The sequence below is a fragment of the Gottfriedia luciferensis genome, assembly GCF_001712755.1.
GTDB lineage: Bacteria > Bacillota > Bacilli > Bacillales > Bacillaceae_G > Gottfriedia > Gottfriedia luciferensis_B.
The window spans coordinates 381,138-405,604 of sequence record NZ_MDKC01000001.1 but is presented as its reverse complement, the minus strand read 5'-3'; the positions used below and the strand labels follow the sequence as shown (position 1 = coordinate 405,604).

General features: G+C 32.3%; 21 protein-coding genes. 4 read left to right on the top strand and 17 right to left on the bottom strand.

Annotated features, from left to right (window positions below):
- Window positions 1–4 precede the first annotated feature (4 nt).
- From mce to BED47_RS02025, 13 genes are all read right to left on the bottom strand, one after another.
- On the bottom strand, window positions 5–442 hold the full coding sequence (gene mce / locus BED47_RS02085) for a methylmalonyl-CoA epimerase (protein ID WP_069032159.1): 438 nt from the start codon (window positions 440–442) through the stop codon (window positions 5–7).
- The gene (meaB, locus tag BED47_RS02080) at window positions 442–1,461 is read right to left on the bottom strand and encodes a methylmalonyl Co-A mutase-associated GTPase MeaB (RefSeq protein WP_069032158.1); all 1,020 of its coding nucleotides are present in this window, start codon (window positions 1,459–1,461) and stop codon (window positions 442–444) included. Before meaB ends, mce begins: the two co-directional genes overlap by 1 nt.
- Window positions 1,462–3,627: a methylmalonyl-CoA mutase gene (gene scpA / locus BED47_RS02075; RefSeq protein ID WP_069032157.1), complete on the bottom strand. Its 2,166-nt coding sequence runs from the start codon at window positions 3,625–3,627 to the stop codon at window positions 1,462–1,464.
- The gene (locus tag BED47_RS02070) at window positions 3,624–5,723 is read right to left on the bottom strand and encodes a methylmalonyl-CoA mutase family protein (RefSeq protein WP_069032156.1); all 2,100 of its coding nucleotides are present in this window, start codon (window positions 5,721–5,723) and stop codon (window positions 3,624–3,626) included. The genes scpA and BED47_RS02070 overlap by 4 nt, the downstream gene beginning before the upstream one ends.
- A gap of 292 nt (window positions 5,724–6,015) precedes the next feature.
- On the bottom strand, window positions 6,016–6,984 hold the full coding sequence (locus tag BED47_RS02065; RefSeq protein WP_254664522.1) for a PDR/VanB family oxidoreductase: 969 nt from the start codon (window positions 6,982–6,984) through the stop codon (window positions 6,016–6,018).
- A gap of 6 nt (window positions 6,985–6,990) precedes the next feature.
- Window positions 6,991–7,479: a dimethylamine monooxygenase subunit DmmA family protein gene (locus BED47_RS02060; protein ID WP_069032154.1), complete on the bottom strand. Its 489-nt coding sequence runs from the start codon at window positions 7,477–7,479 to the stop codon at window positions 6,991–6,993.
- A 6-nt stretch (window positions 7,480–7,485) separates the two neighbouring features.
- Complete coding sequence (locus tag BED47_RS02055; protein WP_069032153.1) at window positions 7,486–8,436, bottom strand: heme-dependent oxidative N-demethylase family protein; 951 nt, start codon at window positions 8,434–8,436, stop codon at window positions 7,486–7,488.
- Between the two features lie 398 nt (window positions 8,437–8,834).
- Window positions 8,835–9,131, bottom strand: coding sequence for a rhodanese-like domain-containing protein (locus BED47_RS02050; RefSeq protein WP_069032152.1), 297 nt, complete (start codon window positions 9,129–9,131; stop codon window positions 8,835–8,837).
- 16 nt (window positions 9,132–9,147) lie between these two features.
- Window positions 9,148–9,507 (bottom strand): rhodanese-like domain-containing protein, encoded by a 360-nt coding sequence (locus BED47_RS02045; protein WP_069032151.1) that lies wholly within the window; start codon window positions 9,505–9,507, stop codon window positions 9,148–9,150.
- A gap of 70 nt (window positions 9,508–9,577) precedes the next feature.
- Window positions 9,578–9,838: a metal-sensitive transcriptional regulator gene (locus BED47_RS02040; protein WP_069032150.1), complete on the bottom strand. Its 261-nt coding sequence runs from the start codon at window positions 9,836–9,838 to the stop codon at window positions 9,578–9,580.
- A gap of 516 nt (window positions 9,839–10,354) precedes the next feature.
- Window positions 10,355–10,891 (bottom strand): signal peptidase I, encoded by a 537-nt coding sequence (gene lepB, locus BED47_RS02035; RefSeq protein WP_254664521.1) that lies wholly within the window; start codon window positions 10,889–10,891, stop codon window positions 10,355–10,357.
- A gap of 144 nt (window positions 10,892–11,035) precedes the next feature.
- Window positions 11,036–12,679: an AMP-binding protein gene (locus BED47_RS02030; protein WP_069032149.1), complete on the bottom strand. Its 1,644-nt coding sequence runs from the start codon at window positions 12,677–12,679 to the stop codon at window positions 11,036–11,038.
- A 213-nt stretch (window positions 12,680–12,892) separates the two neighbouring features.
- Window positions 12,893–14,149 carry a cation:dicarboxylate symporter family transporter gene (locus BED47_RS02025; protein WP_069032148.1) on the bottom strand — a complete coding sequence of 419 codons (1,257 nt, stop codon included), beginning with the start codon at window positions 14,147–14,149 and terminating at the stop codon, window positions 12,893–12,895.
- 641 nt (window positions 14,150–14,790) lie between these two features.
- Between BED47_RS02025 and zwf the strand changes: the two genes are divergently transcribed.
- Entirely contained in the window at window positions 14,791–16,290 is a 1,500-nt protein-coding gene (zwf, locus tag BED47_RS02020; protein WP_069032147.1) for a glucose-6-phosphate dehydrogenase, read from the top strand.
- Between the two features lie 83 nt (window positions 16,291–16,373).
- Here the strand turns inward: zwf and gndA are convergent, their stop codons facing one another.
- Complete coding sequence (gene gndA, locus BED47_RS02015) at window positions 16,374–17,780, bottom strand: NADP-dependent phosphogluconate dehydrogenase (RefSeq protein WP_069032146.1); 1,407 nt, start codon at window positions 17,778–17,780, stop codon at window positions 16,374–16,376.
- Between the two features lie 247 nt (window positions 17,781–18,027).
- On the opposite strand from gndA, the gene BED47_RS02010 reads away from it, so the two are divergent.
- Window positions 18,028–19,137: an AbrB family transcriptional regulator gene (locus tag BED47_RS02010; RefSeq protein ID WP_069032145.1), complete on the top strand. Its 1,110-nt coding sequence runs from the start codon at window positions 18,028–18,030 to the stop codon at window positions 19,135–19,137.
- Between the two features lie 32 nt (window positions 19,138–19,169).
- On the opposite strand, the gene BED47_RS02005 is transcribed toward BED47_RS02010, so the two are convergent.
- Entirely contained in the window at window positions 19,170–19,916 is a 747-nt protein-coding gene (locus BED47_RS02005) for an SDR family NAD(P)-dependent oxidoreductase (RefSeq protein WP_069032144.1), read from the bottom strand.
- Window positions 19,917–20,024: 108 nt separating this feature from the next.
- Complete coding sequence (locus BED47_RS02000; RefSeq protein ID WP_069032143.1) at window positions 20,025–20,474, bottom strand: MarR family winged helix-turn-helix transcriptional regulator; 450 nt, start codon at window positions 20,472–20,474, stop codon at window positions 20,025–20,027.
- A gap of 505 nt (window positions 20,475–20,979) precedes the next feature.
- Between BED47_RS02000 and BED47_RS01995 the strand changes: the two genes are divergently transcribed.
- Both BED47_RS01995 and BED47_RS01990 read left to right on the top strand, forming a co-directional pair.
- The gene (locus BED47_RS01995) at window positions 20,980–22,527 is read left to right on the top strand and encodes a bifunctional GNAT family N-acetyltransferase/carbon-nitrogen hydrolase family protein (protein WP_069032142.1); all 1,548 of its coding nucleotides are present in this window, start codon (window positions 20,980–20,982) and stop codon (window positions 22,525–22,527) included.
- A gap of 468 nt (window positions 22,528–22,995) precedes the next feature.
- Entirely contained in the window at window positions 22,996–23,775 is a 780-nt protein-coding gene (locus tag BED47_RS01990; protein ID WP_069032141.1) for a nitroreductase family protein, read from the top strand.
- Between the two features lie 85 nt (window positions 23,776–23,860).
- Here BED47_RS01990 and BED47_RS01985 read toward each other — a convergent pair whose 3' ends face one another.
- Entirely contained in the window at window positions 23,861–24,424 is a 564-nt protein-coding gene (locus tag BED47_RS01985) for a tetratricopeptide repeat protein (RefSeq protein ID WP_084006714.1), read from the bottom strand.
- Window positions 24,425–24,467: the final 43 nt, after the last annotated feature.

Genomic DNA, 24,467 nt, shown 5'->3' with positions numbered 1-24,467 from the left:
TTATTCAACTTCCTTTCTTAGTAGCACTAGATGATGGTTGGCATAGCTCAAACAATACTTTATTCGTTGAATTTGGATGAAGGAAAGCGACTAGGCTATCATGCGCCCCCTTTTTTGGAACTTCATTTATAAGTTTAATTCCGTGTTCTTTCATCATTTCAAGCTGTTTCTCACAGTTTTCTGTTTCTAATGCGATATGGTGAATTCCTTCGCCTTTTTTCTCAATAAACTTTGCGATTGGGCTTTCTGGACTAGTTGCTTCTAAAAGTTCAATTTTCACTTCTCCGATTTCGATAAATGCTACTCGTACTTTTTCACTTTCAACTGTTTCAATTCCTTTAAGTTTTAAGCCAAGTACATTCGTATACAATTGAATAGAAGTTTCTAAATCTCTTACTGCAATTCCAATATGATTAATTTTTTTTGGACTAGTCTCATGCATTACAATGGCTCCTTCCTATTGCTTTCAAAAATGGATAATAAATAGTTTGCAGCTGAAGTTGCTGTTAATTCTCCATTTACAATTGAGCTTTCAATCGATTTTAAATTTAGTTTTACACTTTCATGATTCATAAAACTTAGTTTCAACTGTTCAAAAACCATGTTGTACATCCAATCAATCATTTGTTTTTGACGGCGCAAAGAAAAATAGCCAGATTCAGTTGTTAAATTTTTAAACGCATTAATTTCATTCCATATTTCTTCAATACCTTCACCTAGTAACGCGGAAGCTGTATATGCTTTACTAGACCAACCTGGAGTGGAAGGCTGTAATAAGTGAAGTATTCGATTAAATTCAGCCTTAGCCGCTTTGGCCTTTAATTTGTTTTGTCCATCGGCTTTATTGATAACAATTGAATCTGCAAGTTCCATGATGCCTTTTTTAATTCCTTGTAACTCGTCTCCAGCCCCAGTTAGCATGACTAAAAGAAAAAAATCTACCATTGAACGAACCTGTACTTCACTTTGTCCAACACCGACAGTTTCGATTAAAATCACGTCATAGCCTGCTGCTTCGCACACTAGCATAGATTCTCGTGTTTTACGTGCAATCCCACCAAGAGATCCACCTGATGCAGATGGCCTAATAAATGCATTCGGATTCTTTGAAAGTGAATCCATTCTTGTTTTGTCTCCTAAAATACTACCTTTTGTAATTGTGCTACTTGGGTCAATTGTTAAAACGGCTACTTTATGTCCTTGTTCACACAAATATGTTCCAAAGCTTTCTATTAAACTACTTTTACCGGCACCTGGAACCCCAGTTATTCCAATCCGGATCGAACGACCTGAATGAGGAAGTAACCTCGTCAACACATTTTGTGCAGAATTCATATGTGCTGACGAATTACTTTCTATAAGGGTAATTGTTTGGGCTAAAATAGTTCGATTGCCTTCAAGTACTCCATTTACATAGTCGTCTTCTGAAAGCTTTTTCTTTCTTTTGTTTTCGTGATCCATTTAAATCGAATCCTCAAGTCGGCGATTAATTTCTTCAATAACCTTTTGTGCCGCAACTGGGATAACAGTACCTGGTCCGAAGATTGCTGCCGCTCCGTTCTTTAATAAAAACTCATAGTCTCCTGCAGGTATTACCCCTCCAGCAACAAGAACAATGTCTGGTCGACCTAGTTTTTTTAATTCTTCCATTAATTGTGGAAGTAGCGTTTTATGGCCTCCTGCTAAAGAGCTCATTCCGATAACATGAACATCATTTTCAACTGCTTGAAGTGCCGTTTCCGCTGGTGTTTGGAATAAAGGACCGATATCTACATCAAAGCCTAAATCAGCAAATGCTGTTGCAATTACTTTCGCTCCACGATCATGACCGTCTTGTCCTAGTTTAGCAATCATAATACGAGGACGACGACCTTCTTTTTCTTCAAAATCATCAGCCATTTTACGTACAATCTCTATTTCATCTTTTTCACCGTATTCCGCACTGTAAACGCCCATGATTGAACGAATAACAGCTTTATGTCTACCCACTACTTTTTCATAAGCATCTGAGATTTCACCTAAAGTTGCACGTGCTCTAGCAGCCTCAATTGCAAGCGCTAACAAATTACCTTCCCCAGACTCCGCTGCCTCAGTAATTGCGGCTAATGTTGACTGAACTTTCGCTTCATCTCTAGTTGCTCGAAGCTCTTGTAATCGCAAAATTTGCGCTTCACGAACAGCAGTATTGTCGACTTCTAAAACATCTAATGGATCTTCTTTTTCAAGACGGTATTTATTAACGCCAATAATTGTTTCTTTACCTGAATCGATGTGAGCTTGACGTCTTGCTGCTGCTTCTTCGATTCTCATCTTTGGTAAACCAGTTTCAATCGCTTTTGCCATACCACCTAATGATTCAACCTCTTTAATATGTGCCCAAGCTTTTTGAACTAATTCACTTGTTAACGATTCAACGTAATATGAGCCTCCCCAAGGGTCAACTACTTTACAAATTCCAGTTTCTTCTTGTAAATAAAGCTGCGTATTTCGGGCAATACGAGCAGAGAAATCAGTTGGTAATGCAATCGCTTCATCTAAAGCATTCGTATGAAGTGATTGCGTATGTCCTAACACAGCAGCCATCGCTTCAATACAAGTACGAGTCACATTATTAAATGGATCTTGTTCAGTTAAACTCCAACCAGATGTTTGTGAATGCGTTCTTAGCGCCATAGATTTTTCTTTCTTTGGGTCAAATGATTTGATCAATTTAGCCCAAAGTAGACGAGCTGCTCTCATTTTTGCAATTTCCATGAAATAGTTCATTCCGATTCCCCAGAAAAATGATAAACGAGGGGCAAACGAATCAATATCGATTCCCGCTTTTAAACCAGTTCGAACATATTCCAGTCCATTTGCCAAAGTATAGCCTAATTCGATATCTGCAGTAGCCCCTGCTTCTTGCATATGGTAACCAGATATACTGATGCTGTTGAATTTTGGCATATGTTGTGAAGTATAAGAAAAAATATCAGCGATAATACGCATTGATGCTTCTGGCGGATAAATATAAGTATTTCTCACCATATATTCTTTCAAAATATCGTTTTGAATCGTTCCTGTAAGCTGTGATTGATCTACCCCTTGTTCTTCAGCAGCAACAATATAAAATGCTAAAACAGGAAGTACTGCACCATTCATTGTCATTGAAACTGACATTTTATCTAAAGGAATACCATCAAATAAAATTTTCATATCAAGGATTGAATCAATTGCAACCCCTGCTTTTCCAACATCCCCTTCAACACGAGGATGATCTGAATCATATCCACGGTGAGTGGCTAAATCAAACGCAATCGATAAACCTTTTTGACCAGCAGCTAAATTTCTTCGATAAAATGCATTACTTTCTTCTGCAGTTGAAAAGCCGGCATATTGACGAATTGTCCAAGGCTTGTTTATATACATCGCAGGGTAAGGTCCACGTAAAAACGGAGCAATTCCAGAAACGTAACCTAAATGTTCTATCTGATTTAGATCAGTCGAATCATATAATGGTTTTACATCTATTTGTTCTAAAGTTTTCCAATCATCATGATTAACTTGCATCGGTTTAGGAGGTGCTATATTTGGTGCTGAAAATGTTGTATTAAATGGCATCTTTGTAAAGTCTGTTAGTTTGTTCATTTCGTAATCCCTCCATCCTTTTGAAGATTTTGCAACTTCTCGAAATTATTTACATTAATATGAATGAAATCATCAATTCCAACTTCTTTATATAATTTCATATCATCGATCGACGGCTTCCCTGCTAAAAGTACTTTTGCATTCGGATTAATTGTTTTAATCTGATTTGTTATAGAAGGTACAACTGCTGAATATTGATCATCAGTTGAACAAATGACAACAATTGTCGATTCTGATTTTTTAAATGAGACAATTATTTCATCAATTGATGCAAAGCCTTTATTTTGAAGCACCTTAAATCCTCCAACTTCAAAAAAATCAGTTACAAAGTCCGTTCGAGGTTTATATGCTGCAACTTGTCCAAAATTAGCTACAAATACAGTTGGAAATTCACCTGTACTATTTTTATAGCTTTGAGAATTTTGGCGCAATGATTCATAAGGTTGTGCACCACGATGTATGTTTAATTGATTAACGCTAGGAAGTTCTGATTCTATTAAATTCATTGCATTTAAAATACTCGTTATTGTTGCGCCATTACTTGCTGCATCAATGATATCTTCAACTGAACAACCACTTTGTAAGATAAAATGATCTGAACTGCTCTCGAAGTTTTCTTTATTCCCCTCAACTTCTCTACGATCCAATTCTTTTTTCTCTAACCCTGTTTCATTCAGATTTGGATAGATATTAGTCCCAATAAATTTATCTTTTCTATTTTTTATGTTGCCCGACTTTTCTTCTGCAATCTGTCTAACTAAAGCTTGTGGGAAGCCTTCTTGTATTGCCTTTACCATTCCACCTTTTTCTTCAATTTTTTGGAATAGTTCCCATGCTTTTTCAGCCAAAGAGTAAGTAAGTGATTCAATATACCAAGAACCACCAGCTGGATCAGCGACTTTTGATAAATTTGATTCTTTTTCAAGAATTAAATGTGTATTTCTTGCAATACGTCTAGAAAACTCATCAGATGATTTAATCGATTCATCGAATGGTGAAACATGAAGTGAGTCAGTTCCTCCAATTACTCCTGCAAAAGCTTCAACAGTTCCTCTAAGTATATTGACATAAGGATCATAAATCGTTTTCGTCCACGTCGATGTACGAGAATGAATAGTCATTTTTTGGGAAGCTTCATTGCCACCTAATTCTTTCATCATTCTTGCCCAAATCATTCTAGCTGCTCTTAATTTTGCGATTTCCATAAAGAAGTTCGATCCGACTGAAAACGAGAAAAGTATTTTCGTCGCTGCATCATCAAGCGGAATTTGTTGGTTATCCATTTCACGTAGATACTCTAATCCAGTTGAAATAGCAAATGCTAATTCTTGCACTGCATTTCCTCCAGCATCGTGATAAGGATGTGACTGCACTAAAATATTTCTTAAATTTGGCGTATGTCTAACTGACCATTTGGTGATCTCAGCCATCATTTTGTAAGCATTTTCAATAGAATACGGAAGTGTCCCTTCTTTCACTAAATGACTGATCGGATCCATTCCAATAAATCCATTTATTTTATTAAAATCGTAATTTTGTTGTTGCAAATATGCGATAAATGATCCAAAAAATGCTTGCCCGCCGTTAACTGTTTCAATATATAAAGGAACTTCTTCTAAATTTATATTTTGAAAGGCTACTCTAACATCATTAATAGATGTTAAGATTAACCCTTTATTTAAATCATTATTTTTATTATTTGTTTCGAAAGATTCGTTAAGTTGAATCTTTAACATCGTTTGCCCTTTGTCTAAATCATGTTTAGCAACACGGTTGAACTCCTCAGGCGTTGAACAATCTAATTCCTGACTAATTTCCCATGGTTTTTCTAGATAACCTTGTTCACTTGTACCTCTAACATAAGGAAATTCTCCTGGTTGAGCGTTTAAATAAGGAAAGTTAGCAATATCTTCTTCCCCATACATCGGCTTCAAAATTATTTCTTCATACGTTTTTGTTACTAGCTTTTCCTCAATAGTGGCTCCTTTTAAGGATTTTTCAACAACATCTCTCCACTCTTGTACAGTAGGCTTTGGAAATTCAGCAAATAAATTCTCTTCCAAGTTATGGTTCGAAGTTTTCGTATTTTCTGACATGTATAAAGCCACTCCTTTCTTTAACTCTTAATTTAATAAGATGTAAAAATAAATTAGATCATCGAATTTATCTATGTAATAAAGTCGATTTTTCTTTTCATTAAGAATATAAATGCAAAGAATAATTAAAATTTCGACATACTCTTTCAAAAATCCTCTAAAATTATGAAAATTACGTATTTTTTAAATGCTCTTATTTGTAAATATATTTTGACATTATTTTTTGCTAAAAATAAAACAGCTAGTCTACCCAATTAAATAGGTAGTCTAGCTGTTTTACTAAAATCGAACGCTATATCTCAAGGATTATTTGATTTGATTTTGCCCTAGAGACACACGTTAAAATCGTTTTATTACTTTTTCTTTGATCCTCATCCAATAAGAAATCATGATGCTCAATTTGACCATCGATTACATTAACTTCGCATGTCCCACATCTACCAACTCTACAGGAATAGGGTACTTTTAAGCCCTCATCAAGTAAAACATCTAATAAAGTTTTATCAACGGGAACTTGTTTTGTAGTACCATTCGAAAGTACTATCTCAAAAGGTCTAGAGCTAGCCAATAATTGTGGTGTAAAAACCTCAATATGGACACTTGATTTCGGATAGCCAAATGCATAAGCTGATTCATTAAATTGAGAAATGAACCGATTAGGACCACAAAAATATACATGAGTACCGATTGAATGGTCTAAAAGCGTTTCAACTTTTATCCGACTAGAATTAAGCTCTTTCGTAAAGTAAAATGTAGTCTCTTCTTTATAAGATTCATTTAAAAAGTCATAAAACGCACTACTTGATTTTGTTGCCGAAGTATAGTGAAGTTCAAAAGACTTATTTTTACTTTTTAATTCTTTCATCATCGATAAAAATGGCGTTATCCCAATACCCGCTGCATAAAACACATGATGTTTTGCTCTTGAACTTAATGGAAAATGATTTTTTGGATAGCTAATCCGTAATCGATCACCTATTTTAATTCGTTCATGCCAATATTTTGAACCGCCCTTTGATTCCGAACTTAGTTGGATGGCGATTTTATAAGTGTTATCAATAAGTGAATGATGAACTAAAGAATAAGGTCTGCAAATAATCTCATTTTCTGTAGCAACATATGTATTAATATGAGAACCTCCACTAAAAGTTGGAAGATTAAATTCATCAATTGGAATAAAACTAAACTCTTTAACCTGTTGTGTTATTTGCTTTATTTCATTAACACGAACTAGTATCGTATTCTCAATCAATCCATTCACTCCCATCTACAATTTAGCGATATTTCCTAAATATGCGTCATAATGAACAGAATAATGGTCAGAAACTGAAAGTAATAAATGACAGTTTTGACATTGAACTTCTTTCCCAATTTCTAAATTTTTTAATTCAGTTAAACTATGACATCGACAACAAAAAACCTTCGAGTTCAATTCACCATAACCAACATATTGTACTTCATCCTCAAAAAATCCAACATCCTCTATAATCGGCCGTAAATTTTTAAGCTCTTCTTTACTAAGTGCTATATATAAATAGCTACCCATTTTCTGACTTTGCAACCAAGTTTTAAGATTATTTTGCAATTGTTCTGGACTTGAATCAAATCCGATGAAGACAAAATCAAAAGAATAATTTTTCTCAAGTAACTTTTCTAAAATTGGCTGGATTAACGCCCTCCCTCTATGATTCGAACAGATTAAGTATTTTCTTTTTCCATCTATAAAACTAGCTTCTTCAACTATTAAATTATTCATCGCATTCTACCCAACTTCATCAAGTTTATTTTTTAAATATGTTATTACTTCTTTTTTATATGAAGAGATTCCTTTATAATCTAAAATGAAATCCGGTAATTCACATAGAATTTTATAAAATTGCTCTAACCATACCTTATTTAAAGTTAATTGCTCTAATGGTAATAAGTGAGTATGAATCGTAAAAAGGAGCCCATTACTAGCAGCCAGCCTAAATAACTTTTGAACTTCAACACGTAAGTGAACAAAACTCCCTACATTATCAGCTGTAACTTTTTGTCTATCTTTTCCCCATTGATTAAATGTTTCTAACGAAGTATCTAATCTTTTCCCTGCCATTAATGACCAATTTTTACGAGTCCAAGGAGCTCCTTGTTCAATATTTTTTAAGAAACGCAGAATTCGATCATCCAATGATTTTTCACTAAACATAGGGATTGGCTGATGAATCTCTTTAAATCTCATCCCTAGTTTAAAAGTAAGTGACCAATTAGAGGGGAAACAAAGATGTCCAGCATCTAAAAATAAATCGCCATCTCGTTGACTCATATAAATTAAATCCTCTTGTACGTGTCTACCTATAAAATTCAAAGGCTTTCCTAAAACAGAAGTTCGATCCCCAAAGCTAAATCGTTCCTCCTCCATCAGAAGCTTATTATAAATAGTCCAATATTCATGCCCCTTATGAACTTCAAAAAAGTTTGGATAGTACCTTATTAAATGATCTAAAACTAATTCTACAATTTCCCATTGCCCTTCAAAACTAGTAGGAAGTGCCTGATAACAATGGTTAGGTGAATTGTGTAACAAGCTTCTTTTTAACTTTATTTCATTTTCATATTTTGGAGTAATCTCGATGCTTACAGGTGGATCTAATAGAATAGAATTATTAGAGTAACGATAAATCTCCTCTTTAAACGGATACGGAAAGCTTTCTAATTCATTAACTTGATTCATCTGAACACCCTTTTTAGTAGATTAAAAGTAAATCGTTCAAATAAGTTAAACGAGACAAAGGTAAACTTTCTATTAATTACTGTTTTTTGTTACATTAGATTTTAATTAATTATAAGAATATTCTGTTTTTTATGTCAATACCTAGTCCGATTTATTGTGTATTTTAATAAAAGTTTATGAAAGAATCATATGAGGTACTATATCTCTGCTTTTTCACTCTTTACTTCCTCATGAACCCTTTATGAGGTACTATATCTCTGCTTTATCTCTTTTTTGCATAGATATTTACATCCTTTTTCACTTTCTCTTAACTAATAAACCAGTGAATATTCTGATCTATCCATACATATAAAAAAAAATTGCCTATATTCTTTTATAAGCAATTTTGATCAAATCGTTTATTCAATTTCGCCTGTCCAAGCAAGCATACCGCCGGTCATATTCACAACATTAAAACCGTGACTTTCTAAAAACTGTACTGCTCGACTACTTCTGCCACCAGCATGACATACAACGATGTATTCATTATTTTTATCTAGATCTGCCATGCGAAATTCGATTAAACCAAGTGGAATATGCGTCGCACCTGGGATCATTCCGTTTGCTACTTCATCCGCCTCGCGAACATCAATAATATTAAGTGAATTTCCATTCTTTAATAACTCTTCAAGTTTTTCTGCTGTCATTTCTCTCATTATTTATTCTCCTTTATTAAGACCAGGTACTCATTCCGCCTTTTACATTTGTAATATTGGTATAACCCATTTTTTTAAGAACTTTACATGCTTTTTTACTTCTCATTCCACTCTGGCAAATAATAATTGTTTCCTTATCTTTTGATAGATGATTTATATTTTGCTTTAACAAATGCAATGGAATATTTTTGAATTCTTTAATATGTCTGCCTTTATATTCTGCAGAGGTTCTAACATCAATGAATTGTTTTTCCTTACTTTTCAATTCATTTTTTAATTCATTTGTTGATATTTGCTTAACCCCTTTGATTGGAAGAAAAGTTTGTACTAGAAAATAAGCAATTAATACGATGATTAGAATATTTAAAAATTCCATTAAAGTCCTACTTTCAAGAAAATTGATGTTCAGAAATTTTTTGGCCAGTGATCAGTTTTACAAAAGTTTTTTATCTACTTTTTACTAATAAGTTAACTGCTTCTTTAACTAGCTCTTCTGCATTTTCTCCATTTTCATCAGCAAGCCTTACACATTCAATAAGATTCGTACTTACGATTACTCCAATTGTACGATCCATTGCCGCTCTTACTGCTGATAATTGAGTGATAACATCTTTACATCCTTTATCCTCATCCATCATTTTTAAAATGCCTCTAAGCTGCCCTTCAATTCTTTTTACTCTATTTTTTATTTGATCATCATAAGACATAGAAATCTTTCCTTTCTTAGTAAAATTTTTACATTAGTTAATTTGAACTATATACCCAGATAGGTATGAAGTCAATTAAATTGTCGTCCATTTAGATTACTAGAAAAAGAAGATTAAGGGCCTTAAAAACATGAAATTACTTATTTCATAGTCAATTTCCTTTTAAACAGCATAAAAGCCTGGTATCTAGCTAATCCAGGCTTTACTTCATTACATGTTAATTACTAAAAAAGGTATCGTGATGATCGCTACGATCATTAATAACCAATTATTCTTCTTTAATTGAGAAATTTCTTCCTCTAATAACAGCTCTTCACTTTTTTTCATTATATATTCCTACTTTCAGTTTTGATTAATTTATTCTTATATTTAAGATTTATTTCCTTAAATAAAGCTTAAAATACCTGTAAGTATTAATTTTGTTACTTTTTTACTTTATATAATGAAAATGAAAATTTAATGAAAAACCTTTTTTCTAATTCTATGATCTCTATTTAATCCATTTTATTTTTCCATTTATTGTATTATTCTTACTCGATTAAAAGGGAAAAAAACTCCTTCAACTTTACCGACTATTTCAGACTGTTTAATATACCCTAAACCATTTCTGCTATCTTTACTATTTAGTCGATTATCCCCCATGACTAAATAGGACCCGCTAGGTACTTTAACTTGATTAAATTGAAGATATTCTTTATAGACATTTTTTAAATGGTCATTTAAATAGTTTTCAGATATATGTTTTCCATTAATATATAGGAGTCCATTCGTTAAATTAACGTTGTCACTTGGCAAACCAATGATTCTTTTGACATAATATTTAGGGTCATTTTGTTTTTTTATAATGACAACTTCGCCTCTATTTAATGATGAAATATGAAATGAGGCTTTGTTAACAAACAAATAATCATGATTATGTAGGGTCGGTTGCATCGAAGCACCTTGAACAATAAAGGGTGAAAAAATAAAAATCTTAACAATTAATGCGATTGTAAAAGAATAGACTATTATTTTAAAAGTTTGCCATGAAGATTCCTTTTTTCGTATTTTCAAATTTGTATCCCCTTTAAATTTATTGTCTCCACATTTTACCATAATCCAATTAATTATTTGAATATTCTTTACAAATATTTAATGAAAAAATAGCAAAGCTTTCTATTTCACTTTGCTATTTCTTCAATGATGTAATCAGCTGAATTAAACTTGTTTTGAGGCAGTTTCTACTGCTTGCTCTCTAAGTCGGAATTTCTGTATTTTTCCTGAGGCAGTCATAGGATACTCTTTTACAAATTCTATATATCGAGGAATTTTATGTTTTGAAATTCTTCCCTTACAGTACATTCGGATATCCTCTTGTGTAATTTTAATTCCTTCTTTAAGTATAATCCAAGCCATTACTTCTTCCCCGTACACATGATCAGGTACTCCAACAACTTGAACATCTAACACATCTGGGTGAGTATATAAAAATTCTTCAATTTCACGAGGGTAAATATTTTCCCCACCACGGATAATCATGTCTTTGAGCCTACCTGTAACTTTGCAATAGCCATTCTCATCCATGATCGCTAAATCTCCAGTATGTAACCATCCATCTTCATCAATTGCAGTACGAGTAGCTTCTTCATTTTTGTAGTAGCCTTTCATTACATGATAACCTCTAGTACAAAGTTCACCTTGTACCCCACGTGGTACTTCATTAGAAGTGCCTGGTTCTACTATTTTCACTTCAACATTTGGTAATGCCTTACCAACCGTTTCAACACGTACCTCAATTGGATCATTCGTTCTAGTTTGTGTGATAACTGGAGAAGACTCGGTTTGGCCATATGCAATTGTAATCTCTGTAATTCCCATTTTTTCGATTACTGCCTTCATAACTTCAATTGGACAGTTTGAACCTGCCATAATTCCAGTTCGTAATGTTGATAAATCATATTTAGAAAAATTAGGTTCATTTAATTCCGCGATAAACATTGTAGGAACTCCATGTAATCCAGTACATTTTTCATCTTGTACTGTTTGAAGTACTCTTTTTGGACTAAAGTCTTGAACAGGTACCATCGTTGCTCCAACAGTAACACAAGCCATGGTACCTAAAACACATCCAAAACAATGGAAAAATGGCACGGGTATGCATAAACGATCTGCCTTTGTTAATTCCATACAATTCGCAATATTAAACCCATTATTGACGATATTTGAGTGTGTAAGCATTACACCTTTTGGGAAACCAGTCGTTCCAGATGTATATTGCATGTTGATTACATCATACGGACTCATTGATGCAATTCTCTTATCTAACTCTAAGTCTGATGTATTTTTTGCCATGGAAATAAGCTCTTCCCATGAGAATGTTCCAGGGTATTTTTTCTCACCAAGAACAATTACGTTCCGTAAAAATGGCAGTCGGCTGCTATGAAGTTCTCCAGGAACAGCATCTTTTAATTCTGGTATAATTTCATAAAGCATTTCAATATATGAAGAATCTTTATATTGATCCATTAAAATAATGGTTGTTGAATCAGATTGCTTTAACAAATATTCTAGCTCCGCTGTACGATAATTCGTGTTTACTGTAACAAGAACTCCACCCATTTTACCAGTTGCAAATTGTGAAGTAAGCCATTCTGGTGTATTTGAAGACCATATTGCAATATGATCACCTTTTTGAATTCTAAGACTCATCAAACCTTTTGCTACTTCTCTACAGTGGTTTTCAAATTGTTCGTAATTCATCCTTAAACCTCTATCCGCATAGACAACAGCCTCATGAGTAGGATGTAATTTCGCTTTTTCTTCTAATAGTTTCCCTATCGTAATATCTAGTAAATTTGTCATCTTATCCTCCTTAATTGGTTCCCTTCCAAAAGGACGCGTAATTAGAATTTAAATTAAACACAATTAAGAACATTCTATGTTTTTAGACTTTTTCCTTTAAAAAAACTTCTGTAAAAATAGAAAAGCCACAAGGAATCTCTTTTTCCTTGTGGCTGTTGATTATAGTTAATTTATTTGAGAGTTAAATTTAAAATATCTTTCCTATATTATACGTTACATAGCAACGTTATTATCATTCTTCACCACTTCTGGTTTAAATGCGCGTTCCCATTTAGCAATTACTACTGCTGCTAAAGAGTTACCTACTACGTTTACTGCAGTTCTAGCCATATCTAGAATACGGTCAATACCTGCAATAAATGCTAAACCTTCAACTGGAATTCCAGCTGTACCTAATGTTGCTAATAATACAACAAACGATACGCCTGGTACACCTGCGATCCCTTTTGAAGTGACCATTAGAACTAACATAAGTGAAATTTGATCAGTGATTGATAAATGAATACCATACATTTGGGCGATGAAAATTGCTGCTAATGCCTGATATAAAGTTGATCCATCAAGATTGAATGAATAACCAGTCGGAATAACGAATGAAGAAATTGATCTTGGTACTCCGAATTTTTCTACTTTTTCCATAATTCTAGGTAAAACTGTTTCAGAACTCGCAGTAGAATATGCTAAGATCAGTTCATCTTTAATTAATTTAATGAACTTAAATATATTAACTCCTACCATTTTAGCTACTAAGCCTAATACTACTACGATAAAGAATGCCATTGTAATATAAACAGTTATGACTAATTTTCCTAATGGAATTAAAGATTCTAATCCAAACTTTGATACTGTAACACCGATTAATGCAAAAACACCAAATGGAGCAAATTTCATAATTTGATTTGTAATGTAAAACATTGTATCAGCTGTTCCTTGGAAAAATGCTAATACTGGCTTTCCTCTTTCTCCTACCGCTGTGATCCCAAGACCAAACAGTACTGAGAAAAAGATAATTGCTAACATGTTTCCTTCAACAAAAGCTGAAAAAATATTTGGCGGTACGATATTTACAAATGTATCTGCAAAGCCATGACTTTTCACTTCTTTTGCTGTTTCAACATAAGTATTTATATCAGTTTTGTGAAGAATACTCATATCTACACCAGCGCCTGGTTTAACGATATTCGCTACTAGTAATCCGATTAAAATTGCAACTGTTGTAATAATCTCAAAGTACAGAATCGTTTTTCCGCCTAAACGGCCAAGTTTTTTTGTGTCACCAACACTAGCAACACCCACAATAATACTTGAAACAACGATTGGTATTACAATCATTTTAATCAGACGTAAAAAGATGTCTCCAATTGGTTGTAAATAGTCAGCAACCTTTGGATTTCCATAAAAAATTGCGCCTACAATGATCCCGATAACAAGACCAATTAATATTTGCCAAGCTAAGCCAATTTTTTTCATAATAAAAGTCCCCCTTGTAGTAGAATTTTGCCAAGTTTTTTAATTTACTAAAAATAACAAAACCATTTAAATTTTTTTAAATGGTTTAAGCACTACTTGGCTTATTAAGATATCGATGGAACTCTCATAAATTACCCATCATTTCCATAATTTACTTTTTGATTATATTCTGAATTTACAATCAAAAAAGGTTATAAAAAACAGTATAACAGAAATCATTAAGATTTCAATTTTACTTTATTTTCCAAATGTCTATTAAGGTACATTACAATTCTACTAAAAAACTGAGATTTTGACAAATTCCTCTTACTTTTTTTTAATTATTTTTTAATTTTTAACCAAATAATTACATATAACTATTTAAATTAAGAAAAAACTTGCATTATCCAAATCATTTAAAACCCCTTTGTTTACAAGGAATAAAGAGAAAAAAGTTAAATATTATCAAGACTCTTATTTACGAATCTGTTCGTTTTGTTTATGATATAAGATGAATAATTTGGAAATTTAATTTATTTTTTAATAATTAATGAAAATGCTTTCAAATTTTTTTGAAAGCGATATTACATATTTTGTATAATCAACCTTGATTATTACTAAAATAAGTTAGTAATTTATGTTTAAGAAGTGAGGTAAATTAATTGAAAACTAAAGTAAACCCAAAAGCAGTTATTGTTATTTTTGGAGCAACAGGAGACCTAGCAAAAAGAAAGCTTTTTATTTCAATATATAGATTATTTTTAAGTCAAAAAATTGATGAAGGTTTTGCAGTTGTCGGTGTAGGTAGAAGACCTTGGTCAAATGATGAGTTTCGTGAAACTGTAAAAAAATCAATTCAATCTATTGCTTCATCTGAGACTGAGATTGAAAGCTTTTTATCTCATTTTTATTACCATCAATTTGAAGTATTAGAACCGTCTTCATATATAGAATTAGGAAATTTATTAACAAACTTGGATAATCATTATTTAATTCCTGGTAACCGTGTTTTCTTCCTTGCAATGGCACCTGAATTTTTCGGAACAATTGCTAAACAGTTAAAACAAAATGGATTGGCTGATACAGAAGGTTGGAGTCGAATTGTCATCGAAAAACCTTTTGGACATGATTTACCGAGTGCAATTGAATTGAATGATGAAATTCGTGAAGCATTTTCAGAAAATCAAATCTACCGTATCGATCATTACTTAGGTAAAGAAATGGTTCAAAATATTGAAGTAATCCGTTTTGCAAATGCAATGTTTGAACCACTATGGAATAATCGATTTATTTCAAATATCCAAATTACTTCTAGTGAAATTCTTGGTGTTGAAGACCGTGGAAAATACTATGAGAATTCGGGAGCTTTAAAAGATATGGTTCAGAATCATATGCTTCAAATGGCGGCACTACTTGCTATGGAGCCTCCGATCAAATTAACAACTGAAGAAATTCGTAGTGAAAAAGTTAAAGTATTTAAAGCTCTTCGTAAAATTGATGAAAATGAAGTAAAAGATTACTTTGTTCGCGGACAATATGATGCTGGTGTAATGAATGGTGAAGAAGTTCCAGCATATAGAAACGAAAACAATGTAGCACCTGAGTCTCAAACTGAAACATTTGTAGCGGGCAAACTTTTTATCGATAATTTTAGATGGGCTGGTGTACCATTCTATATTCGAACAGGAAAAAGAATGGCGACAAAATCTACTAAGATTATTGTTCAATTCTCAGATATACCAATGAATCTTTATTACAATACAAAAGAGACAATGTCTCCAAATTTATTAATTATACATATTCAACCAGATGAAGGAATTACATTGCAATTAAATGCAAAAAGATCTGGTTCAGATGAAGGTTACACTAAGCCAATTCAATTAACATTTAATAATAATTGCGTTGATTGTATTAATACACCAGAAGCATACGAGCGATTAATTTATGATTGTATGTTAGGTGATGGAACAAACTTTACTCATTGGGATGAAGTAAAATATTCTTGGAGCTTTGTTGATGTCATCTCAAAAGCTTGGGACAATAATTTAGCACCACTCACAAATTATAGATCTGGTTCAATGGGTCCAAACGAAGCTGATACTTTATTGACAGTTGATGGTCATAAATGGTGGCCTGTTACTGATCGATTAAATGAAAATTAAGAACGATTTATATAAATAAAAAGTTACCTCCTCAAAATATCGAGGGGGTAACTTTTTTATATTTTTAAAAACAAATTTAAAAATTATGTCCACTGAGTATGGAACTTACCTTCTTTATCAATTCGTTCATAAGTATGTGCACCAAAATAGTCTCTTTGTGCTTGAATTAAATTTGCAGGAAGTGTTTCTGTACGATAGCTATCAAAATAAGCTAAAGCAGCAGAGAAACATGGAATTGGTACACCAGCTTCAATCGCTACTACACTAATTTTTCGTAAAGCACCTTGATAACTTTCTACGATTTCTTTGAAATATGGATCAAGTAAAAGGTTCGAAAGATTAGCATCTAAATCGTAAGCTTCTTTAATTTTTTGTAAGAAAGCCGCTCGAATAATACATCCACCTCTGAAAATCATTGCAATATCACCATATTGTAAATCCCAGTTATATTCATCAGATGCAGCTCTTAATTGAGCAAATCCTTGAGCATATGAACAAATTTTACTCATATATAGAGCTTTACGCACGTCTTCAATCAGTTGCTCTTTATCACCATTATATGTACTAGTTGATGGACCTGATAATAATTTACTTGCTCTTACTCTTTCATCCTTCATCGCAGAAATAAAACGTGCAAATACAGACTCAGTAATAATAGAAGTAGGAACGCCTAAATCTAGTGTGCTTTGACTAGTCCATTTTCCAGTACCTTTTTGTCCTGCTTTATCTAAAATAACATCTACAAGTGGTTTACCTGTTTCTTCGTCTGTTTTAGTAAAGATATCCGCTGTAATTTCAATTAAATAGCTATCAAGTTCACCCTTATTCCAATCACTAAATACATGGTGTAATTCGTCTGCAGTTAAGCCAAGTACATTTTTTAATAAAAAGTAAGCTTCTGAGATTAATTGCATATCACCATATTCAATTCCATTATGAACCATTTTTACGTAATGACCAGCACCATCTGGTCCAATATATGTTGTACAAGGTTCATTATTAACTTTTGCAGCAATCGCTTCAAAAATAGGTTTTACTAGTTCAAATGCTTCTTTTTGTCCACCAGGCATTATTGAAGGTCCTTTTAAAGCTCCCTCTTCTCCACCTGAAACACCTGTTCCAATAAAATGAATTCCGCTATCAGATAACATTTTGTTTCGTCTTTGAGTGTCTTTATAGTATGTATTTCCACCATCAATTAAAATATCACCCTGATCAAGATGAGGTAATAACATTTCAATTGTTGAATCAGTTGGGCCACCTGCTTTTACCATTATTAGTATCTTTCTAGGTGTTTCAAGAGAATTTACAAATTCTTCAATTGAAAATGTTCCAACTACATTTTTACCTTCTGCTTCTTTTAAAAATTCTTCTGTTTTTTCTACTGATCGGTTATATACAGAAATTGAGAAACCTCTACTTTCAATATTTAAAGCTAGGTTTTTTCCCATTACTGCTAAACCAATTACGCCTATTTGTTGTTTAGCCAATTCAATTAGTCCTTTCTAATTAAAATTTGCAAGGGTTTTCAAATTAAAAATTGTAAACTATTTACTATCTTTAATATATCCGCCGATTAGTTTCGCTATCCTGTTAAATATTCTAAAAACTAACCGAGCAAAATCCTTGCATACCATAAACTTAAGGTCAATAATGATATTAACATAACAAGCGCGATGAATAAATGTAAACATGATCTATACATTAAAATTTTATAATTTGAAAAGAAGTGAAACGATGGTAATAAAATACAACGATAACAAATGGATTCAACTTTTATTTACTTTCATTATTGCAATTATTGGTGGATTTTTATTTCAATTGATTAAACTACCAATCCCATGGCTACTTGGACCAATGTTTTTTGTACTTATACTTTCTAAAATAAAAGGGATAAAATTGTATTGGTCAAGTAAAATTCGAGATACAGCCATGATCATAATCGGCTACACAATTGGGCTATCATTTACATCTTCTACGTTTATTCAAATTGGACATCAATTATCTTCTATGATATTGATGACCTTTCTACTCATCCTTTTTACAATAATCATTTCGATCGTAATCTCTAAAGTATTTAAAATACATTATCCAACAGTTTTATTAGGTAGTATTCCTGGTGGTCTAAGTCAAATGATTACTCTTGCAGAAGAGATTAAAGATATTGACTTTACAATTGTCACTTTCTTACAAATTTCCAGGCTTATGATGATTATTTTTATGGTTCCATTATTAATCTTCAGTCCATTTTTTAATGTACATAAAAGTTCGATCTCAGAAGCCATTCACCACTCATCAGCAAGCTGGCATGGCTTATTTCCAAACATCATTATTTTTGCTATTTTCTGTACACTACTTGGAGTTTTAGGGAAGAAAATAAATTTTCCTACTGCATTGCTATTAGGACCAATGATCGCTACCATTATCCTTAATTTATCTGGAATACATGGACCTGCATTACCATCTGTTATTTTAGATTGCTCACAGCTAATGATGGGAAGTTATATCGGCTTATTATTGAAACCAGAAAACTTAACTAACAAATTAAAAATAGTTTTAGTTTCAGTCTTAAGTGGAGTCGTTTTATTAACATTTTCGCTTTTATCTAGTATATTTTTAACACATATTCACCCTATTGATCATATTAGTGCCTTACTAAGTTTAGCCCCTGGTGGAATGGATCAAATGGCATTAATTGCAAAAGAAGTAGACGCAGACATAACTGTCATTATGTGTTATCAACTATTTAGAACACTATTCATATTTATTGTTGTACCCTATTTATTAAGATATATTTTTAGAACAAGGATACAAGAAAGTAAGGTAAAACGAATCAGTAACGAATAAAAAAAGCAAGGAAATTTAATTTCCTTGCTTTTCTACTCTTCATAGATCATCTTTCTAGTCATGCCACCATCAATGATGATATTTTGACCATTGATAAAGTTATTTTCTGGATCAGCTAAATAAATACAAGCTTTAGCAATATCTTCAGGCTTGCCTACTCGATTCGACCAATGTTGAAGATGATCAGTTTCTTTTAATTCTTCATTCTGATCAACTTGAATCCATCCTGGACTAATACAGTTTACTGTTATACCATTTGGCTGAAGCGATGCTGCTAATGAATGGGTAATTGATACAATTCCACCCTTTGATGCTGCATAAGCTTCTGAATTTGGCTCAGACATAATCGCTCTCGTTGATGCCATATTTATTATTCTTCCACCATTTTTCATCACTTTAGCAGCTTCTCTTGATGAAATAAAAACGCTTCTCAAATTAGTATTTATTACATGATCCCATTCATCTGTTGTTAAACTTAAAAATGGCTTAAAAGCGGAAATTCCTGCATTATTAACTAAAATATCAAGTTTACCAATTTTATCAATGACATTGCGAATAAGATTTATGATGTCTTCCTCTTTACTAACATCAGTCTTAAGGAATATTGCTCTGCCTCCATTTTCTTCAATTTTCTGTACAACTCTATTACCTTTTTGTTCATTCACATCAGCTATAAAAACAATTGCACCTAATTTTCCAAATGCAAGTGCAATACCCTCTCCAATTCCATTCGCACCACCTGTAATAATAATTGATTTCCCTTCAAACTTTACTTCCATCTATTTATCCCTCTTCTAACAATTAGTCTATTAATATTATTTCCACTCTAAGCAAAAAAAGCCGTCAACCGACAGCTTTTAATCCCATTTAGTTCGAATTGATTTATCTCAACATTGAGGTTGATTGTTGCTTAATCCGATCTTTTTTAATAAATAGATTAACATATCTTTTTCCACTGAATTTAATTGAGAAAATAAGTTATGAATCATTTCACTATGAGCTGGAAAGATGCAACTAATTACGCTTCTCCCCTCTTTTGTCAAAGCAGCATAAATGACTCGTCGATCTTTTGGACAATGAATCCGTTTAATATATCGTCTGGCCTCTAATTTATCTAAAACATACGTCATATTTCCGCTTGAGATTAATATCCTTTTTCCAATTTGTTGAATTGGCTGATCTCCTTTATGATAAAGCAATTCTAAGACTGCAAACTCAGTTAAATTCAAACCAAAACATTTAATATTATTAATAGAAGCATCAGTCAAAAATCGATTTGCTTTACAAATTTCAGAATATAACTGGAGCGAATTAGTTGAAATTTCATTTTGATTCAATTCATATCAACCCCTTTCAACTATCTTGAATTAAAGATAATTTTAAAGCATTTTTTGTATGTAGTCAATGTCCTACGATTAGTTAAATAGTGAAATGAAGTTAATGTAGGTTATTTAGTTTACATAATAATATTATTGATTTTTATTATTTACGTATGAACTTTTTATGGGTTAGATATTTTCAGATTTTTGCTGTTTTACTTCCTCATGAGCTTCTTATGAGTAACTATATTCTAGATTTTTGCTGTTTTACCTTCTCATGAGCTGCATATAAGTAACTACTCTAAAGCATCTAATTCAATTTTTTTAACTATTTAAAAAAAAGCCGACTAATTTGGCTCCTTTTTAATTTTCATTAAATCAGTTGTAATAAAAATTTATTCCTCTTCTCTTTTATACTATATTGAAAAGGTAATTTGTGGGTATCCTAACTGTTAGAATCGAATGCCATTGACCAGTAATGGTCTCTTAGTAAACGAGACATTTATATTTAGGACGTGAGATTATGTCAGAGACAGATATGTCAAAATATGAGAAGAAAATTGAAGTTCGAAATATACGTATGGAAGATATAAGTGAAATTATGAAGTTATCAAATCGTTGTTTTCCTGGTATGGAAGGATGGAAACGTGAACAATTAGAAAGTCATATTCGCATTTTTCCAGAAGGCCAGTTTTGTGTAGAATATGAAGATAAAATTATTGGTTCTTGTTCAAGTTTAATGGTTGACTTCGACGAATATGACGATCAGCACACTTGGAATGTCATAACTGATAATGGTTATATTACAAATCATGATCCGAATGGATTTAATTTGTATGGTATTGAAGTTATGGTTGATCCAGAATACCGTCGTATGAAAATTGGTCATCGTCTTTACGAAGCGCGAAAGGAATTAGCTCGACAATTAAATCTTCAAAGCATTATCATTGGTGGTCGAATCCCAAATTATCATAAACATAGAGATGAAATGTCACCACGTGAGTATGTAGCTGCAGTAGAAAAACACAGTATATATGACCCCGTTTTATCATTTCAATTAATGGAAGGTTTTACTATTAAACGTATTAATACTCGTTACCTACCGGATGATAAAGCATCAGATTCATTTGCCACTTTGATGGAATGGAGTAATATTGACTATCTTCCAAAATCTAAACGTGTTTATCGTGCTTCATTTCCGGTTAGAATTTGCGCAATACAATACATGATGAAAAAAATCGATTCATTCTCTGATTTTACGAAGCAAATCGAGTATTATGTTGATGTCGCCGCCGACTTCGGTTCAGATTTTGCTGTTTTCCCAGAGTTGTTTACAACACAATTGATGTCTTTTCTGGAAGAAAAACGTCCTGATCAGGCTGTTCGTAGGCTTGCAACTTATACTGAGCAATATATAGAACTGTTTACAGAACTTGCTGTACGCTACAATGTCAATATTGTTGGGGGATCTCACTTCGTTGAAGAAGACGGTAATATCTACAATGTTGCTTATCTATTTAGACGTGATGGTACGATTGAAAAGCAATTAAAAATTCATGCAACTCCTAATGAGCGAAAATGGTGGGGAATTTCAGAAGGAAACGAAATCCATGTTTTTGATACCGATTGTGGAAAAATCGCTATCCAAATATGCTACGATATCGAGTTTCCAGAACTTGCTCGTATTGCAGTCGATCAAGGTGCAAATATCATTTTCGTTCCATTTTGTACCGATGATCGCCAAGGTTATCTCCGTGTTCGATATTGTGCTCAAGCAAGAGCGATTGAGAACCAAGTATATACTTGTATCGCAGGAACAGTTGGGAACTTAACACATGTACAGAACATGGACATTCAATATGCACAATCTGGTATTTTCTCCCCTTCTGATTTTGGCTTCGCAAGAGATGGCATTGTTGGTGAATGTGATGCAAATGTTGATACTGTCGTAGTCGGAGATGTTGACCTTGAAAAATTAAGACGTTCACGAAATACGGGATCAGTCCGTCAATTACGTGATCGACGTCGTGATTTATATCGAATTGAATTTAAGAATTTAAAGTTAGAATAAAAAACTTGATTGATAAAAAAGTTGAGAAAATAAGTTCAGTATAAAATAGTATGCTGAGCTTACTTTCTTTTTTATATTCAATTTATTTCCTTAGCTTCCTAATCATATAGGCACATCTATTACTAGTTTCTACCAATTTTTCTAAAGTCATATCGTTTATATTTTAATTAATCAATTTACTCATTAATTTAATAAATCATTCTATTAACCCTTAATCTACTTAGCAATATTTTTTGACATATTTAGACATTGTCCCAAACCTCTACTATTCTAAAAAAATGTTAAACTGAGTAATTTTTACTAAAAATTTTTAAAAAGCACAAATTTATGTACGGTAGCGTTTTTTTATGATATGTTTACTTTATAATTTGATTATTCAGAAATAATTACAAATTCATATTATTTGTCGAAATTTTGTATATTTTTATTATTTCTAATGAAATCTTTTTAATATGAGGAGTGAAAGCTTTGGAATTTACCGATGTACTACATGGGCACAGATCAATACGAGAATATGAAGATAAGGAAGTAAGCCAAGAACTGTTAGATCAAATATTAGATGCAGGAATTCGTGCGTCTTCAAGTGGCAATATGCAATCTTATTCGATTATTGTTACAAAAGACAAGGAAATTAGAAAGAAATTATATTCTGCTCATATGGAGCAATCAATGGTAATTGATGCACCTATACTTTTAACTTTTTGTGTGGATTTTAATCGAATGAGAAAATGGCTTACGCTTAATGATGCACCTGTACATTTTGATAATTTCATGAGCTTTATGATTGGTGCCATTGATGCTACATTGGCATCTCAAAACTGTGCATTAGCAGCAGAGAATGCTGGTCTTGGTTTATGTTATATGGGCTCTACACTTGCAAATTGCAATCAAATTGGAGAAATACTTAACTTACCACCAAATGTAGTACCAGTTGTAGGATATTCATTAGGCTATCCTAAAGAAAATCCAGCTTTACGTGACCGCCTTCCAAGACAAGGTCTAGTACATTATGAACAATATAATGATTATTCAGATGAAGATATTCTTGAAATCTATAAAGAAAGAAATGAAAAAGGCTGGCAACGTTACATGGACGTTCCAAAGCTTAAAGAAATGACAGAACGACTAGGATTAAAGAACTTAGCACAAATTTATACGATTGCAAAGTATACACAAGAATCTCATCATGAATATTCTCAAACAGTTCTAGAATATTTAGAGAAACAAAATTTTATGAATAATAAATGATAAGTAATATTAAAAAAGTCGATTTCCACCTAAGGAATCGACTTTTTATAATTTTCTCTATTAAAATGGAATTCTACTAGTAAAATTAAGTTAATAATTGATCCATTATAGGCTGCAACCTTTTGAATTTTTTATTGTAAGATTGTCTTTCTAACAATTCTTCTACTAATTTTATTGCATCTTCTTTTCGATTTGCTTTTACGTAGCAATCAATCATTACTTTATATTGCTCATCGTAAGGTATTTTTTCTAGTTTAACTAGCTCAAAAGCTTTATCGAAACTGTTGGTAGCATTTTCATAATCTTTTAAATAAGAATATGTTCCTCCATTACCAACATATAATTCTGCACGTTGTAAATCAGATAGTGAGTGCAAATTCAGAGCTTCTTCTCTTATTTGGAGAGCTTTTTCATATTCTTTTCTGTCATCACAATTTAAAGCCTCGTTATGGAAATGCTTAAATTTTGTTAAGCTTTTTCTAGACTTTTTTGTTTTTAATAAAATCAAAATAATAAATAAATCGATGAAGATTGAAATAGTATCAAAACCTAGAGTTTGCGTTTTATTCTCTCCCCAAGCCTTATATACTAAATGAATGAGATCCCATGTAAGCTTAAAATACAAAATATAAAGAAGATATTTTCTCAAACCGATTCCAACTTTCTAAGATACTATCTGTTTATTATATCAA

Excerpts from the sequence above, each read along its gene's own strand:
- BED47_RS02050 (WP_069032152.1), bottom strand. The coding sequence starts at position 9,131 with ATGAGAGAAATGACAGCAGAAAAACTTGAAGAGTTATTAAAGAATGGA.
- BED47_RS02010 (WP_069032145.1), top strand. The coding sequence starts at position 18,028 with ATGGTAATAAAATACAACGATAACAAATGGATTCAACTTTTATTTACT.
- meaB (WP_069032158.1), bottom strand. The coding sequence starts at position 1,461 with ATGGATCACGAAAACAAAAGAAAGAAAAAGCTTTCAGAAGACGACTAT.
- BED47_RS02060 (WP_069032154.1), bottom strand. The coding sequence starts at position 7,479 with ATGAATAATTTAATAGTTGAAGAAGCTAGTTTTATAGATGGAAAAAGA.
- scpA (WP_069032157.1), bottom strand. The coding sequence starts at position 3,627 with ATGAACAAACTAACAGACTTTACAAAGATGCCATTTAATACAACATTT.
- BED47_RS01995 (WP_069032142.1), top strand. The coding sequence starts at position 20,980 with ATGTCAGAGACAGATATGTCAAAATATGAGAAGAAAATTGAAGTTCGA.
- mce (WP_069032159.1), bottom strand. The coding sequence starts at position 442 with ATGCATGAGACTAGTCCAAAAAAAATTAATCATATTGGAATTGCAGTA.
- BED47_RS02030 (WP_069032149.1), bottom strand. The coding sequence starts at position 12,679 with ATGACAAATTTACTAGATATTACGATAGGGAAACTATTAGAAGAAAAA.
- BED47_RS02055 (WP_069032153.1), bottom strand. The coding sequence starts at position 8,436 with ATGAATCAAGTTAATGAATTAGAAAGCTTTCCGTATCCGTTTAAAGAG.
- BED47_RS02025 (WP_069032148.1), bottom strand. The coding sequence starts at position 14,149 with ATGAAAAAAATTGGCTTAGCTTGGCAAATATTAATTGGTCTTGTTATC.
- BED47_RS02005 (WP_069032144.1), bottom strand. The coding sequence starts at position 19,916 with ATGGAAGTAAAGTTTGAAGGGAAATCAATTATTATTACAGGTGGTGCG.
- BED47_RS02040 (WP_069032150.1), bottom strand. The coding sequence starts at position 9,838 with ATGTCTTATGATGATCAAATAAAAAATAGAGTAAAAAGAATTGAAGGG.
- BED47_RS02070 (WP_069032156.1), bottom strand. The coding sequence starts at position 5,723 with ATGTCAGAAAATACGAAAACTTCGAACCATAACTTGGAAGAGAATTTA.
- BED47_RS02045 (WP_069032151.1), bottom strand. The coding sequence starts at position 9,507 with ATGGAATTTTTAAATATTCTAATCATCGTATTAATTGCTTATTTTCTA.